13 protein-coding genes are annotated in these 17313 nt (G+C 36.2%); all 13 read left to right on the forward strand.

Annotated elements, in window-relative coordinates:
• Window positions 1-28 precede the first annotated feature (28 nt).
• The 13 genes from AC3QL1_RS15030 to AC3QL1_RS15090 all read left to right on the forward strand — a co-directional run bounded on the left by AC3QL1_RS15030 (window position 29) and on the right by AC3QL1_RS15090 (window position 17284).
• The gene (locus tag AC3QL1_RS15030; protein ID WP_492492579.1) at window positions 29-3664 is read left to right on the forward strand and encodes a SusC/RagA family TonB-linked outer membrane protein; all 3636 of its coding nucleotides are present in this window, start codon (window positions 29-31) and stop codon (window positions 3662-3664) included.
• A gap of 4 nt (window positions 3665-3668) precedes the next feature.
• Window positions 3669-5093: a RagB/SusD family nutrient uptake outer membrane protein gene (locus tag AC3QL1_RS15035; protein ID WP_492492581.1), complete on the forward strand. Its 1425-nt coding sequence runs from the start codon at window positions 3669-3671 to the stop codon at window positions 5091-5093.
• 5 nt (window positions 5094-5098) lie between these two features.
• Window positions 5099-7534 carry a zinc-dependent metalloprotease gene (locus AC3QL1_RS15040; RefSeq protein WP_492492582.1) on the forward strand — a complete coding sequence of 812 codons (2436 nt, stop codon included), beginning with the start codon at window positions 5099-5101 and terminating at the stop codon, window positions 7532-7534.
• Complete coding sequence (locus AC3QL1_RS15045; RefSeq protein WP_492492583.1) at window positions 7531-8052, forward strand: DUF3347 domain-containing protein; 522 nt, start codon at window positions 7531-7533, stop codon at window positions 8050-8052. Before AC3QL1_RS15040 ends, AC3QL1_RS15045 begins: the two co-directional genes overlap by 4 nt.
• Before the next feature lie 329 nt (window positions 8053-8381).
• Window positions 8382-8528 (forward strand): hypothetical protein, encoded by a 147-nt coding sequence (locus AC3QL1_RS15050; protein WP_492492585.1) that lies wholly within the window; start codon window positions 8382-8384, stop codon window positions 8526-8528.
• A 30-nt stretch (window positions 8529-8558) separates the two neighbouring features.
• Window positions 8559-9227 carry a GNAT family N-acetyltransferase gene (locus AC3QL1_RS15055; protein WP_492492586.1) on the forward strand — a complete coding sequence of 223 codons (669 nt, stop codon included), beginning with the start codon at window positions 8559-8561 and terminating at the stop codon, window positions 9225-9227.
• A gap of 99 nt (window positions 9228-9326) precedes the next feature.
• Window positions 9327-9923: a Crp/Fnr family transcriptional regulator gene (locus tag AC3QL1_RS15060; protein ID WP_492492588.1), complete on the forward strand. Its 597-nt coding sequence runs from the start codon at window positions 9327-9329 to the stop codon at window positions 9921-9923.
• Between the two features lie 124 nt (window positions 9924-10047).
• Entirely contained in the window at window positions 10048-11118 is a 1071-nt protein-coding gene (locus AC3QL1_RS15065; RefSeq protein ID WP_492492590.1) for an SDR family oxidoreductase, read from the forward strand.
• Window positions 11119-11411: 293 nt separating this feature from the next.
• Entirely contained in the window at window positions 11412-12407 is a 996-nt protein-coding gene (gene egtD / locus AC3QL1_RS15070) for an L-histidine N(alpha)-methyltransferase (RefSeq protein WP_492492592.1), read from the forward strand.
• Window positions 12408-12424: 17 nt separating this feature from the next.
• Window positions 12425-13606 (forward strand): ergothioneine biosynthesis protein EgtB, encoded by a 1182-nt coding sequence (gene egtB, locus AC3QL1_RS15075; RefSeq protein ID WP_492492594.1) that lies wholly within the window; start codon window positions 12425-12427, stop codon window positions 13604-13606.
• Window positions 13607-13613: 7 nt separating this feature from the next.
• Window positions 13614-14537: an ABC transporter ATP-binding protein gene (locus AC3QL1_RS15080; RefSeq protein WP_492492596.1), complete on the forward strand. Its 924-nt coding sequence runs from the start codon at window positions 13614-13616 to the stop codon at window positions 14535-14537.
• Window positions 14534-16102, forward strand: a complete 1569-nt coding sequence (locus AC3QL1_RS15085) for an ABC transporter permease/substrate-binding protein (protein ID WP_492492597.1) — start codon at window positions 14534-14536, stop codon at window positions 16100-16102. Before AC3QL1_RS15080 ends, AC3QL1_RS15085 begins: the two co-directional genes overlap by 4 nt.
• An 18-nt stretch (window positions 16103-16120) precedes the next feature.
• A complete protein-coding gene (locus tag AC3QL1_RS15090) occupies window positions 16121-17284 on the forward strand; it encodes a MalY/PatB family protein (RefSeq protein WP_492492598.1) in 1164 nt (387 codons plus the stop codon).
• Window positions 17285-17313: the final 29 nt, after the last annotated feature.

Here is a 17313-nt window from a genome sequence, read left to right on the forward strand (position 1 = left end):
TTGTTTAACTATAACCAAATGTAAATGTATGAAATTTAATTTACAACCAAAAAAACCTTACAAAAAACTTGGAAAAAAAATTCCAAAAACTAATTTCTCTTTTAATTTATGGGTATTTAGTGCACTGATTACACTTTGCAGTTTTACGGCGCAGGCACAAAATATTACCATTAATTTTAAAAATGCTCCGCTTGGAGATGTTTTAAAAGAAGTTGCCAAACAAAGCAATTACGAAGCGTTTTACAGTCAGAATTTGCTTAAAAATTCAAGTCCGGTAACGATTAATGTTAAAAATTCTCCTTTAAAGGAAACTTTAAATTTAATTTTTAATAATCAAAATCTAAAGTACACGATTACCAATCAAACTATAGTGGTGAGTCCACTGAGAGGCGAAGATTTGGGAAACGGAATAACGGACGTTCGCGGAAAAGTCCTAAACAAAAAAAATGAGCCTTTTCCCGGAATCAATGTTTATGTTCAGGGCACAAACAAACATGCTATCACTGATTTTGATGGAAGTTTTACACTTTATGGTGTGCCGGATAATGGTACGATTGAATGTTCGGGTTTAACAATTGAAAAAACAACGTTTCCTATTAACGGACGTAATATCGTGACACTTATCGTTGAAGAAAAAACTTCTGAAATGAAAGAAATTGTCGTAACGGGTTATCAGAATATTGCCCGAAGCAGATTTACAGGTTCTATTTCTAAAATTGACGAAAAAACTTTAAACGAAAATATCAATACTAATTTATTATCAGCTCTTGAAGGTCGTGTGGCCGGTTTGATGTATCAAAAAAATGTAACCGGTTCTGACGCAGATAAACCTATTTTAAGAGGAATGGGAACTTTTTCTACCTCAGTTGGTTATTCTCCGCTTTTGGTCATTGATGGTTTGCCAACCGAATTGACTCTTGACGAGATTAACCCTTATGATATCGAAAGTGTAAACGTTCTTAAAGATGCAGCAGCAGCGTCTATTTATGGTTCAAGAGCGGCAAACGGAATTATCGTTTTAACCACTAAAAAAGGAAACGGTAATTTAAAAGTAAGCATCAATTCTGATTTCTTCATTTCGACAAAACCGAATTTGAGAGATATGAATTATGCTTCTACAAGCGATATGATTGATTTTGAACAGGCTGTATATAATAACGAACGAGCGAAATTTGCAGATACGGCTACAATGTTTAGCAGTTATGGAGATATAGGAAGTAGCAACCCGAAGTATTACAGTCCGCTTTACCAGCTGAACAGAAATTTAGAAGAAGGAAAAATCAGCAATGCAGATTACAACAGTACTATTGCACAATGGAGAAAAAACGACTACAATAAAGATTATAGGGATAATGTTTGGCAAAACGAATTAAGACAGCGTTACAATATCGCATTTTCTGGCAGTAGCGCTAAGCAAAATACCTATGTATCATTTAATTATGATCAGGCAAAAGGCCGTATTATCAATAACGAGAGCCGTAATTTTAATCTTTATGCAAAAACGAGTTTTCAGGTTAAAGACTGGTTAAACGCTACTATTGGTTTAAACGGAACTTATAGTAATGACGATGTTACGGATTCTGAATTAGGTAATTATGATATTCAAAAAAGATACGAGCGCATTACAGATGACAATGGAAATCGTGTATTATCGTCATTTGTAGGCATCAGGGATGGTTTTACTTCCAGCAGTGCTATTAATCCGGCTATAGCCGAAAAAATGGCAGCGCTGAGTGGTTTTAAACCAATGACTTTTAATGTTTTAAATTCGCTTCAGGAAGGAATTACACACCAAAATTCTTTGAGTATAAGAGCTTTTGCCAACTTAAAAGCTAAAATTTGGGGAGGTTTAAGCGCAAGTTCACAATTTCAATACGAAACAAAAAGAAACGATAACGAACAATATTACGACGTTAACTCGTATAAAATGCGTTATGCCATTAATGCTTTAACAGGATACAATCCCGCTACAAACACGTATACAAATGTAGATGGAGTTTCAACAGGAGGCAGATACAAACAAATAAGCAGTCAGGCAAATAACTATTCATTTAGAAACCAGTTAGATTTTAACCAGGATTTTGATGGAGGCAAACATTATGTTAGTGCCATTGCCGGTTTTGAAATGAGAGAAACATATCTTCCTAAAACCGTTGAACAGTTAAGATATGGGTATGATCCTGTTACACTTAGCTCTGCTGTAATCAACAGTCTTGCATTAAGTCAAACCGGAGTTTCGAGTTATATGTTTGGAAACAACCAGACTTTGGCAGCGGGATCAAGAACACAAAAAGAAATTTTACACCGTTATTTTTCGGTATTCAGTACTTTGGGTTACACGTTTTTATCTAAATATAACGTCACAGGAAGTTACAGAGTTGACAGGGCAGATTTGTTTGGAGTAGATCCGAAATATAAAAACCGTCCGTTGTGGTCTGCAGGTTTAGGATGGAACATTAGTAGCGAAGATTTCATGAAAGAAATTGCATGGGTCACGACGCTAAAACTAAGAGCAACGTATGGTATCAACGGAAATATAGATCAGTCTACAACTCCATACATAACTGCTACAAGAAAAAACGATAACTTATACCAATCGTTACAATATACAAGTATCACAGATCAGCCAAATCCGATGCTGAGATGGGAAAAAACGCAAACAACCAATTTTGGTATCGATTACAGTTTGTTTCTAAGTAAGTTAAGAGGTAGCATCGACATTTATAATAAATACAGTACTGATTTATTGGCGGCAACCGATTTAGATCCTACTGTTGGTGCATTGAGCCGAAGAATTAACGCCGGAGCTTTGCTAAACAGAGGAATTGAATTTAGTGTTGGTTCTGACTGGTATAATAACGGAAATTTTCATGTTAGTTCTAATGTTGTTTTGGCTTTCAATAAGACAACCGTTAAAAAAGTGACCAGAGCGCAATCAAGTGCATCAGTTTATGTTAGTTCGCCGATTGATTACTTTTTAGAAAATGAAGCATACAACAGCGTATATGCTTACAAATACGGCGGAATTGTAAATGGATATCCATATGTTTTAGATGAAAACGGAAATCCATCTGTGACTTTTGATGCAAATGGCAATCCGGTAACAACCAGTATAAAAACAATTACCAATACGGCAGCTTTAGTCAATAAAGGAACCTTAACGCCTAAATATACCGGCTCGTTGTCACAGCGATTTTCTTTTAGACAATTTGATCTGAATTTCTTATTTGTTTTCTCAGGCGGAAACGTAATGCGTAAAGAAACTATTGATATGAGCACCAATTCAGTAAATCTTTCGGGAATTACAGATCGTTATACCGATACAAATCAAAATGGTAATACCCGTTTGTATGTCGATTTTGCTGAGAATCTTAAAAATGCCTATGCCGGAACAATCAGCAGTCAATGGAGATATTCTGATGTGAATGTTGTCGATGGCGATTACATCAAACTAAGAAACATTTCATTGGGTTATAATTTGCCAAAATCTTTCGCTAACAGAATAAAAATGTCATCGGCAAAATTCACTTTCCAGGCAAATAATCTTTGGTATTGGAGTGCTGCCGGAAATCATATTGATCCGGAAGTTTATTCGGCTAATTCAGGAACACGTAATTTACCATTGCCAGTAACTTATTTATTTGGTTTTAACCTTACTCTTTAAAAAAATGAAACACATATATATTATAACGCTGTCACTGCTGATGTTAACGGTAACATCTTGCGAAGACTACACAGATGTTACACCCAAAGGAGCTTTAGTTGTCGATACTGCTGCACAATTTTATGATTTGGTATCGCTTCCAAACAGAGGATATCCAATTAACAACTTTCAGTATTTGGTAGACGATCAATGGATGAAAGAAGCAAACGTAATAGGAAAAACGCCCAACATCGATATTATCAATTTTACTTTTGATGAAACAACAGATCGCGTTTCTTTATTAAATACGTCAAGTTTTTACAATCAGGCTTATTCGTACATCAACAGATGGAATACCATAATTACATTAGTTGATGAAAGTAAAGGAGATGCAGCTGTAAAACAATTAGCAAAAGCCGAAGCTAAAATTAACAGGGCTTACGATCACTTTTTATTAGTAAATACGTATGCAAAAGGATATGATCCTCAAACTGCCGCTACAGACGGAGGTATTTGCATCATGGATAAATTTGATTTAGAGTCACAGCCATCAAAATCTACTGTGGCAGAAGTTTACGATTTTATTCAGAAAGATATAGACGAGGCATTGCCTTATCTTCAGGAAAAACCGGTTGATGTTTATCATCCTTCATTGGCATTTGCTTATGCTTTTAAAGCCAAAGTTCATTTGTTTAAACGTGAAATTGCCAGCGCTCAGGCAGCAGCAGAAAAGTCACTAAGCTATAACAATAAAATATTTGATCTGGTAGCATATAGCGCACAAGGCGGACCAACGGTAGTTTCTGTACCGGCAGCAAATAATGTCGAAGTATTGAGCTACCAATATATGACAGGTTACAACGAAATGACTTTTGGGTATCAATATGTGATAAGCCCGGAGTTGAGAACTTTATTTGGTTTGAATGACGGACGTTTTAACTTGTTTTTTAATACTACAAGCACAACAAACCTCGATCAGGGTTCAAATACAGCCTATTGGTCAGTTGCGTATACAAAATTCTTTTACCCTACGGTTGGAATGAAAACCACTGAGGTTTATTTAATGCTGGCTGAATGTTATGCCAGACAAGATAAATTTACTGAAGCTGTTGATGTTTTAAATACATTAAGAGCCAAACGTATTTTATCGGGTACTGTCAATTTAACGGTTCCAACTACCAGAAAAGAAACCATGGAACTTGTTATAAACGAACGCAGAAAAGAATTACTATTTGGTTTTAATCGTCTTTTTGATCTTAAGCGATTAAACAACGAAACAGACTATGCAAAAACAGTTACAAGAGTATTTCCGCTTGTGAACAAAACGGTTCCGCAGAAAACGTATACTTTGCAGCCTAATTCGAAATTGTATATTATCCCTTTTCCTTTATCTGTTCTGCAAAAGAATCCAAAACTTACTTTAAACACAGACGAAAAAGTTCCATTTTAATTCTAATGAAAAAATTATTTATATTAACAATCATGCTGGTTTTCGGCCAGCATGGTTTTGCTCAGACTTCAGAAAAAAAAGCAGACAGCACCAGCACTCAGCCGAAAGGTTTACAGCCTTACGACAAAATCATCAAAGAAGGATCAAAAGAGAAATCAGGTCTTTTTGCGGTGAATCAGGTAGATGCCAAATATTATTTTCAAATTCCCGACAGTTTATTTAACAGATATATGCTGGTCGTAACGCGATATCTTTCTACTCCTGAAGGAATGGGAAGTTTTGGCGGAGAAAAAGCCAACGAGCAAACGATTTATTTTGAAAAAGGAGCAAACAATACCGTTTTTTTAAGGTCATTGCAATACAAACAAGATGTTCGAAATCCGGATTCAATGCTGGCAAAAGCATTAGCCGGAAGTAACGAAAATCCAATTGTGGCTGCATTTCCAATAAAAACAACCAATCCAAAAACGGGTAATGTGGTGATTGAGGTAACGGATGTTTTCAAGAAAGACAATGCAATGTTTTCTATCGAAAATAAAGAGAAAACAGAAAAAAAGCTGACATCTCTGGCGGATGATAAATCTTTCATAGAAACCATAGATTCTTATCCGATTAACATTGAAATAAAAACGACAAAGACATACACAAGTTCAACAGCAAGCAGCGGAAGCGTAACATTACGATTAAATACTTCCATTGTATTGTTGCCAAAAACACCAATGCGCAAACGTTTTGCAGACGAAAGAGTAGGTTTTTTTGCGAATAAATATGTTTTGTTTGATGATGATGAACAGCGTGCTCAAACAAAATATATTATTCAGCGATACCGCCTGGAACCAAAAGACAAAGAAATTAAAAAATACCTGAACGGCGAATTGGTTGAACCCAAAAAACAAATCGTTTATTACATCGATCCGGCAACACCAAAAAAATGGAGACCGTATTTAATTGCAGGAATCAACGACTGGCAAAAAGCATTTGAAGCAGCTGGTTTTAAAAATGCGATCGTGGGAAAAGAATGGCCGGAAGATGATAAAACCATGAGTCTCGAAGATGCAAGATATTCCGTAGTACGTTATTATGCCTCAGAAACACCAAATGCGTACGGACCAAGAGTGAGCGACCCAAGAAGCGGTGAAATCATCGAAAGTCATGTGGGCTGGTATCATAATGTGATGAAATTGGTACAAAGATGGTACATGATTCAGGCCGGACCTTTAGATCCAAGAGCCAGAAAAATGCATCTGGATGATGAATTGATGGGACAATTAATTCGTTTTGTTTCTTCGCACGAAATAGGGCATACGATTGGTTTACGTCACAATATGGGCGCCAGCAGTGTCACTCCGGTAGAAAAACTGAGAGATAAAAAATGGGTAGAAGCAAATGGTCACACCGTTTCTATAATGGATTACGCTCGCCTTAATTATGTGGCGCAGCCGGAAGATAATATTAGCCCGGAAGGAATTTATCCACGTATTGGAATCTATGATAAATGGGCTGTTAAATGGGGTTACGGTTATTTTTCAAAAGCTGTAGATGAGTTTGAAGAAGAAAAAATACTCGGCAAAATGACTACAGATAGTTTAACTGCTAATCCGAAATTATGGTTTGGCGGAGAAGGAAAAGACGAAGATCCGCGCAGTCAGACAGAAGATCTTGGTGATGACGCCGTTCTGGCCAGCGATTACGGAATTAAAAATTTAAAACGTGTAGTTCCAAATCTTATCCAGTGGACTTACGAGCCAAATGACGGTTATGATAATTTATCAGATATGCATAAAGCCGTTGTAAGACAATACGGTTTGTACTTATATCATGTGCTGAAATATATTGGAAACAATTATGTAACCAAAAGAACGGTTGATGAAAAAGGTGTTGTATATCAGCCTGTTCCTAAAGCAAAAGTAAAAGCAGCCATTGATTATCTCGGCAGACAATTGTTTGTTGCGCCTCTTTGGATGTATCCAAAAGAAATCGATCAGCTCATTGGTTTAAAAACAGAAGACCAAATAGCAGATCAGCAAAATCAGGTTTTAAATATGCTGTTAAGTTCCGGAATGCTGTACAATATCAGCCTGAAAGCGATGCAGTCTGAAGGCGCTTATACGGTTCCTGAATTTTTAACCGATTTACAGCAAACGGTTTGGATAAACTTTAGCGGAAACGAAAAACAGGATTATTACAGAAGAGGTTTGCAGCGCAGTTATATCGAAAAACTAAGCATGATTTTATTGCCTAAAGAAGTAGAACCGGGTAGAGCACTAAACGCCGCACAACGCAGTGATGTAAGATTGTATGCCAAACAGCATCTTTTAAAATTAAGAACAGATGTTACAAAATTAATGAGTGCAACAACAGGCTTAAACAAAGAACATTACGAAGGAATTTTAATTGAAATTGATAAAATTATCACTAAAATAAACAAAACCACGATATGAAAAATTTATTAGTTATAGCGTTGATTTGCTTCAGCACTTTGGCAAATGCCCAGTTAACCTCAAAAGAAGAAGTAACTCCGGAATTAGTAGCAAAACGGGAAGCACAAAAAAAGGAAATCACAACTCATTATTTGGCTTTAAAAAATAATCTACTGATTTCTGATAGTCTTTCTGTTGTTAAAAATGCGGGGTTATTGCAGAATTCTTTAAAGAACTTCAGATTTAAAAAACTGAATCTTCAGCAAATGAACGAATCTATGCAGGCAAGAAAAGAAATTATAGCGCTTGCATCACAAATTGAAGCAACGAAAAACATCAATAAGCAGCGTGAAATTTTCAAATCACTTTCGGCTAAATTTTGGGATCTCGCACCAAAATTTAAAGCTGCTGATACAACATTACACCTTCAGGTTTGTCCAATGACAAGTGCCTCTTGGTTAAGTGACAGTAAGGAAATCAAAAATCCTTATTATCCAAAAAACATGCTCACTTGTGGTGAGGTAAAAGCAAGTTTGTAGACTTTTTTTAAATTGAATTAGTTTGTTAAATACGGTATTCTGAATAAGGAGCCGTATTTTTCGTTAATTCAAATTCTTGTAATTATTTAAAATTTCTAAGACATTTCATTAATTATATAAAAATCTCTTTTCGTAATGGAAGGGATTTTTTTATGCCTATCATTTTGGATGTATGATCTTATCATTTTGATAGTGTTTTAATAGTGAAATTACAGCTTTGTTTTTCAATTTATTGTTAATCAATACTTTAGTTTTCTTTGATTTCTTTGGCATATCGTTTGTTTTTTACACCGCAAAATAAAAGTAAGCGGTAATAACAATAAAAAAATATGAAAGCAAATAAGACCAGAAGCAATGAAATTACGAAGCAATATGTAACAAATAAATCAACTCAGAATAAAGATATGATCATCAATTTAATGGTGTTTGTTATCGTTTTCTTTATTACTGTTTTGCTAATTTCTCAAATAGTGTAAAAACATCATCTAACTGAATTACATAACGTTATGAAAATTATAAACCCTATTATAGATCCTAAAATAAATTTATCGAAAAAAGCTTTATTTCCACGCGCATTTTCTAATAAATTAAATTTTTCAACTGTCGAAGATGTTGTAGAGCCGGTTGAATTTACTATCGAAAAAGCCAGATCTGCCCATACTTTCTGGATCAAACAAATCTGTGAAGTGACACTGGCATCTGCTATTGCTCGCGGAACCGGTATTTCTGGTCGTTCTCCGGAAATACTTGAAACAAAAATGAAAAAAGGAGAAGCTGTTATCGCTTTTGCATCTGATGGAAGATGGGCAGGTTTTTCCTTTATTTCTGCCTGGGAAAATGGAAAATTTGTTTCTAATTCAGGATTAATTGTCGCTCCGGAATTCAGACATACCGGACTTGCAAAAAAAATTAAAACAAAGATTTTTGAGCTGAGCCGCGAGAAATATCCCGATGCACGTATTTTTAGTTTAACCTCCGGACTTGCCGTAATGAAAATGAACCATGAACTTGGTTTTGAACCGGTTACTTTCTCAGAACTTACAAGTGATGATCTTTTTTGGGAAAACTGCAAAAGCTGTGTTAACTGCCCTATATTAATGAGTAAAGAAAGAAAAAACTGTTTGTGTACAGCAATGCTTTATGACCCAAAAACCTCATCACCAAAATTATTTTAGATGTAATACAAAACATGAAGCTTTTTAAGCCAATTCACGAAAAGATAAAATTTAAAAAAGGCTATATTTGTTATGTTTCACTATGAAATTAATAAAATAATGCCTCAGACATACGACATACTATTCAAACACCTGGAACTAAAAGTGAACTTAACCTTAGAAAATAAGGAAATAATTAAAGCTTTTTTTAAACCTAAGAAATTAAAGAAAAAACAATTTCTTGTGGTAGAAGGTAATATTTGTAAATATATGGCATTTGTAAGCAAAGGACTTTTAAAGACGTATAATGTTGATGATAAAGGGAATGAGCACATCAATCAGTTTTCACCGGAAGGCTGGTGGACTTCTGATATGAACAGTTTTTTTAGAGGCGAAATGGCATTTTACAATATTGATGCGATGGAAGATTCTGAAATTCTGTTAATTACAAATGATGAGTTAGAAGAACTGATGTTGCAGGTTCCTGTAATGGACAGGTATTTTAGATTGTTATTTCAAAATAGTTTAATTACAAAAGAAAAACGACTCACAAGTTCCCAGACCCATACTGCAGAAGAGAAATACAGATATATTCTTCAGGATTATCCTGATTTGATTAATCGGGTGCCGCAAAATCTTTTGGCATCTTACCTTGGACTTTCGCCTGAAACCATCAGCCGTCTTAAAAAGAATTTTATTTTTAGCGATAATACTTGATTTAGATCAATTCAATTTCTTGTTTTAAGTCATCTTCCCAAGCTATACCAACGCGTAATTTTGTAAAAAAAAGTATTGTACAGAAACTCAAAGAACGTTTCTCAAATAAACTAACAAAAACAGTATGGAAAATAATATAGCGCTTGTAGTGGGAGCAACGGGTATTGCGGGAAGCAATCTTTCTTCGAAACTTATTAAAAAAGGATGGAAAGTCTACGGTCTTTCCAGAAATCCTAAAAATGATATTGACGGGCTTATTCCGGTTGGCGCCGATTTACTTAATACAGAATCATTAACCGCTGCATTAAAAGATATTTCGCCCACCCATGTTTTTTTTACAACCTGGATGCGAAAAGATACCGAAGAGGAAAACATTAGAATTAACAGCGCTTTGATTCGAAATCTGCTGGATGTTTTATCAGTTAAAAAAACAATTAAGCATGTTTCTTTAGTAACAGGTTTAAAACATTATTTAGGTCCGTTTGATGCCTATGCGACGACGGGAACATTGCCTGAAACTCCGCTAAGGGAAGAAATGCCCAGATTAGATTTGCCGAATTTTTATTATGCACAGGAAGATGAAGTGTACGAAGCCGCCAAAAGAGATGGTTTTAAATGGAATGTTCACCGCCCGCATACACTGATAGGCAAAACTATTGGCAACGCAATGAATATGGGAACTACATTAGCGGTTTATGCCAGTATTTGCAAGCAGGAAGGACTGCCATTAGTCTGGCCGGGATCTCAGGCACAATGGGAAGGAATATCTGATGTTACAGATGCTAAAATTTTGGCAGAGCAAATGATTTGGGCAGCAACAACAAATGAAGTCCAAAATGAGGCTTTTAATATTACAAATGGTGATGTTTTCCGTTGGAAGTGGTTGTGGCCAAAAATTGCAGAATGGTTTGGTCTTGATTACGAAGGATTTAATGGAACAATTAGACCACTCGAAGCGGTATTAAATGATAAACAGTCCATCTGGACAGAAATTGCAAAAGACAATGATTTGATAGAAAATGACTTAAGTCTTTTAGCATCTGCTTGGCATACTGATCTTGATTTGGGACGCCCGCTGGAAGTTATGACAGATATGGGGAAAAGCAGAAAACTTGGATTTACAGGGTATCAAAATACAAAAGATTCGTTTTTTGAACTATTTACTGAATTAAGAAACGATAAAATAATACCTTAAATTCTATTTTTTCGCAGAGAAGAAATATAAATCAATCTGAAAAAAGTCATTGCAATCGAGTAGGATTGTGGTGGCTTTTTTGACTTTTGTCATTTTTTCTGCGGGTGATCAAATTCGAATTTAAAAGAAAATTTTCAGGAATTTGTTAAGAATATTCAAAAAAGGATTTAGAAAACCAACGATAAAACGTATCTTTAATTTGATGGAATCATTGCTTTATACTTTATAAAAAAGCAATTCTGGGCAGGCAAAATTGTTGTTCTGTCTTAAATGAATTTCTAAAAATAAATTTTATGATATTACAATCTTACAATACCACACAAAATAATAAGAATACTGAAGAAAATACAACGGAGCAGTTTCGTTTTGATGTACTCGAAGGTCTCAAAAGCAATCCGAAGAAACTGCATTCTAAATATTTTTACGATAAAACAGGCGATACACTTTTTCAGCAGATTATGGCAATGCCGGAATATTATCTGACGAATTGTGAAATGGATATCTTCCGGAATAAAACTTCTGAACTTTCAGATATTATCCTGGAATCCGATGAGCCATTCGATCTGATTGAACTTGGCGCAGGCGACGGAACCAAATCTGCTTTTTTGCTAAAACATCTTTTAGATCAAAAGGCTGATTTTAATTATATGCCAATTGATATATCCGCCAATATCTTGTCTGTTTTGGATAAAAAAATCAAGGCCGATCTTCCTGAACTTACTATTATTTCTTTGGAAGGAGAATATTTTAAAATGCTCGAAAAAGCAGCTGCCTTATCTTCCAGAAGAAAAGTAGTTCTTTTTTTGGGAAGCAATATTGGCAATATGGAAAAGGAAGAAGCGCTTTCGTTTTGTCAAGGCCTAAACCATTATCTTTCTCCCGGCGATATTGTTTTGATGGGATTTGACCTGAAGAAAAATCCTCAGATTATATTGGACGCCTATAACGACAAGGCAGGAATTACCGCAGCATTCAATCTGAATTTGCTAACACGCATCAACAGAGAACTAAATGCTGATTTTAATCTGGAAAAATTCAAACATTATCAAAATTACGATCCGGTAAGCGGTGCCTGCAGAAGCTATTTAATCAGTTTAGAAAATCAGGTTGTAAACATTGACGGTCAGAGTATTACTTTCGAAAAAGACGAATTGATCGATATGGAACTTTCACAAAAATATTCTCTGGAAGAAAGCGAAGAACTGGCAAAAGATTCCGGTTTTGAAACCATAAATCATATTATGGACTCAAAATCGTGGTTTACAGATGTGGCCTGGTTAGTCGTTTAACATTTAAAAATAAAAGTATGCAAGTAAAAGCCTCAACCACTGGCAATCAAAATATACTGGAGAAATACAATACAGTCAGACAGCATTCTGAAAATATCTGCAAGCCTTTAGAAATAGAGGATTATGTAGTACAGCCCATTGTAGACGTTAGTCCGCCCAAATGGCATTTGGGACATACCACCTGGTTTTTTGAAACCTTTATCCTGAAACCAAATTATACCAATTATAAAGTCTTTAATGACCAGTACGATTTTGTTTTTAACAGCTATTATGAAAGTTTGGGCGCCCGAGTGGTGCGCACAGACCGAGGTAATTTAAGCCGGCCTTCGGTTACAGATGTGTATCGTTATCGCACGTATGTAGACCAGCACATGGAAGCTTTTCTGCAAAACAATTCACTTTCGACTGAACTAACAGAATTGCTCGAACTCGGACTTAATCATGAGCAGCAGCATCAGGAATTATTGTACAGCGACATCAAATATATTTTAGGACATAATCCGCTTTTTCCGGTTTATAGTGCTGATGCTGTTTTTGACCAAAAAAGTATTCAGAACAATGAATTTACAAAAGTAGTATCCGGTATTTATGAAATTGGATACGAGGGTGAAGATTTTTGTTTTGATAACGAACTCGGCCGCCATAAAGTATATCTGGACAGTTTTGAAATTGCCAAATATCCCGTAACCAATGCCCAATATCTGGAGTTTATTGCTGACAGCGGTTATACCAATTTTAAATACTGGCATTCTGAAGGCTGGGAATGGGTAAAAGAAAATGCTGCAAAATCACCATTATATTGGCATTACATTGATCAAAAATGGATGAATTATACTTTGGGCGGTTTAAAAGAAATAGATTTGAACGAACCCGTTTGCCATGTTAATTTTTACGAAGCTTCGGCATTTGCTTCCTGGAAAGGAATGCGTTTGCCAACAGAGGCAGAGTGGGAGACAGCGTCGCCAAATCTAAACTGGGGACAACGCTGGGAATGGACAGACAGCGCGTATTTGCCTTATCCGTGTTTTAAAAAAGCACCGGGCGCAATAGGAGAATATAATGGCAAGTTTATGGTGAGTCAGATGGTTTTGCGAGGCGCTTCGGTGGCAACTCCGCAAGGACACAGCCGTGCTACTTACCGAAACTTTTTTCATCCGCGCCATCAGTGGCAGTTTATGGGCATTCGTCTGGCAAAATAATTTATATATGATTAGTATAGAGGAAGTTTCCAAAAGTTTTGGTTCTAACAAAGCTGTAGATTCGATTTCGTTTCAGGCTCACGATAAAGAAATTCTGGTCATATTAGGCACAAGCGGCTGCGGTAAAACAACCACACTCAAAATGATCAACCGGCTTATTGAGCCCGATAGCGGGAATATCTTTATTGACGGCAAAAATATCAAGGATCAGAAACCCGAAGATCTTCGTAAAACAATTGGTTTTGTGATGCAGCATGCCGGACTTTTTCCGCATTATACTGTTGGACAGAATATTGCTATTGTTCCTAATCTCTTAAAATGGGATAAACAAAAAACAGAGAAAAGAACATTAGAACTTTTAGAAAAACTCCATCTCACAGCAGATATACTACAGTTTTTTCCTCATGAATTAAGCGGCGGACAACAACAGCGCATTGGTATTGCCAGAGCGCTTATTGCTGATACTCCGGTACTTTTAATGGATGAACCCTTTGGCGCTTTGGATACAATTACCAAATCGGCGATTCATAATGAGTTTAAGAATCTGGATGAACTCAAAAATAAAACCACCATTTTAGTAACGCACGATGTAGTCGAAGCCTTTGAACTCGGACATCGTATTTGTTTGATGGACAAAGGAAAGCTGGTTCAGATAGGATCTCCCGCAGAAATATTATACAAACCTGCCAATGCTTTCGTAAAAGATTTTTTTGCCGGAAACAGGTTAATGTTGGAATATAAAATTACATCTGTAAAATCAGTAACTTCTTTTCTTGGAAAACCATTATCGGCAAAAGCACAGGAACAACTTGCAAAAAATGAGAATATTTGGGATGCGCTTCAGGTTTTTAGTGCAGAGAATAGTTATAAGGATGATTATGAGCATCTTTCGCAAGCCTTTAATCACTACAGAAAACACCAGACCGTATGATACAACATCAAAGCCTCTGGCAATTTATGGTGTCACAGCATGAAAAACTGTTGGTTCAGATCGCACAACATCTGGGACTTACTTTTTTATCGTTGCTTTTGGCCATTGTAGTTGGAATTCCGTTAGGCATTTTAATTTCGCGAAGACGTAAATTATCGGCTCCGGTTTTAGGTACGGCCGGAATATTACAAACCGTGCCCAGTATCGCGCTTTTGGGTTTTATGATACCACTTTTTGGTATTGGCGCCACGCCTGCCATTATTGCACTGCTAATTTATGCGTTACTTCCCATTATTCGAAATACTTACACAGGAATTACAGGAGTAGATCCCACAGTTATAGAAGCTGCAACAGCATTGGGAATGAACAAAAGCCAGCGTTTGTTTCAGGTTGAATTTCCATTGGCGATGCCTGTAATTATTGCCGGTATTCGCACCGCAGCCGTAATTAATGTGGGCGTTGCGACTCTTGCTTCATTTGTAGCGGCGGGCGGATTGGGCGAATTTATTTTTGGAGGAATCTCGCTCAACAATACCAATATGATTTTGGCAGGTGCAATTCCCGCAGCTTTACTGGCTGTTTTGCTGGATTTGATTATTGGTTATCTTCAAAAGTCTACATTAAAAACACTTCGAAAAGTCCTTTATATTATTTGCTGTATTTTAATTACAGGAGGTCTTTATTTTGTATTTTCTTCTAAAACTGAACGCAAGATAATTGCAGGATTTACACCAGAATTTATGGGACGTCAGGATGGTGATTTGGGACTTCGATCTGTGTATGGATTAAAATTGAATCCGCTGGTGGTTTCAGATGCTATTATGTACGAAGCGGCGTATCAGGGAAAACTGGATTTGATCAGCGGTTATTCTACCGATGGAAGAATTAAAGCGTTTGATCTGGTGGTTTTAGAAGATGATAAAACCATATTTCCGCCGTATTATGCCGCTCCGATTATTAAAACCCAAACCTTGAAAAAATTTCCGGGACTTGAAAATACACTGAATCTTCTTGCGGGTAAAATCAACGACAGTATTATGACGGATCTTAATTATAAAACCGAACTTTTAAAACAAACTCCGGAGAAAGTGGCGAAAGATTTTTTGGTCAGTCGGGGTTTATATAAAAAAGCAAATTCAGGTACGGGCGAAACCATCAGAATTGGTTCGAAGATTTTTGGCGAACAATATGTTTTAGCCGAAATGTACAAAATGCTCATTGAAGGTAATACCAATTATAAAGTGGAAACCAAAACCGGACTTGGCGGCACAAAAATATGTTTTGATGCGTTGATGAACGACGCTATCGATTTTTATCCGGAATATACCGGAACAGGTTTGTTAGTGTTGCTAAAACCGTCTGAACAAACAATAAAAGAAGTTTCGAAAGACCCCGGAAAAACCTATGATTATGTGCAAAGGGAATTTCAAAAACAATATCAATTGCAATGGCTCAAACCCATCGGATTTAATAATGCGTATGCCTTGATGATGCGCAGATCTCAGGCGAAGCAATTGCAGATTAGCACGATTTCGCAATTGAGCGACTATTACGCTAAAAAATAAGTTTTAAACCAAACTGCTATGAAATATAATTTTGATGAAATAATACCACGAAACGGCAGTGGTTCGATAAAATGGGATGAAGCTCCATTTGCAGAAGTGCTCCCAATGTGGATTGCAGATATGGATTTTAAATCTTCACCAGAAATTTTAAATGCTTTGCAGAAAAGGGTCGATCATGGTATTTTTGGCTACACATCAATTCCCGAAACTTTTTATGATGCGATAATAAAGTGGTGGCAAAGAAGACATCATTTTACTGTTAAAAAAGAATGGATCGTACCGGTTTCGGGAGTGATTCCGGCATTATCTGCGGCGATACAATCACTGTCTAAAACGGGCGATAAAGTCATTATACAATCGCCGGTTTACAATCATTTTTACAGCAGTATTTCAAATAGCGGGCGCATTGAGGTTGAGAATAATCTGCTTTACCAAAATGGAGAATATACTATTGATTTTGAAGATCTGGAACAAAAAGCTGCCGATCCAAAAGTAAAACTTCTGATCATTTGTAATCCGCATAATCCTGTTGGAAGGGTTTGGAAGAAAGAAGAATTACAGGCAATCGGAGATATTTGTTTACAACACAATGTTATTGTCCTTTCTGATGAAATTCATGCTGATTTGGTTTTTGAAGGACATGTTCATATTCCTTTTGCGTCATTGGGAGAAAAATACAGCCTCAATTCTGTTACGCTGAGTTCTCCCACCAAAAGCTTTAATTTAGCCGGATTGCAGGTTGGTTATTTTTTCACGCAAAACGATCAATTCCGTAAAGTGATTCAGTCTTCTTTTCAGTTAATGGGAATAGAATTACTCAATATATTTGGCATCACGGCACTTATTGCAGCTTATGAACAATCTGAAGAATGGCTGGAATCTTTAAAAGAATATCTTCACGAAAATTATATTTTTCTGGTCGATTTTGTAGCCTTGCATTTACCACAAATCAAGATTACGCGGTTAGAAGCAACGTATCTGGTTTGGCTGGATTGTAAAGCATTACAAAAAACAGCAGATGAATTATCTCATGAACTTCTGGAAGAGCAAAAGCTTTGGATTAATTCCGGAACGATGTATGGAACTTCGGGAGAAGGATTTCTGCGAATTAATATTGCAACTCCAAAAGCGCTTTTAAAAGATGGACTTGAAAGACTTTTAAAAGGATTGTCTGAAATTTAAATAATAAAAAAAGGCAGTCTAAACTTTTT

This window comes from Flavobacterium sp. GW823-FHT04A11, from assembly GCF_058796535.1.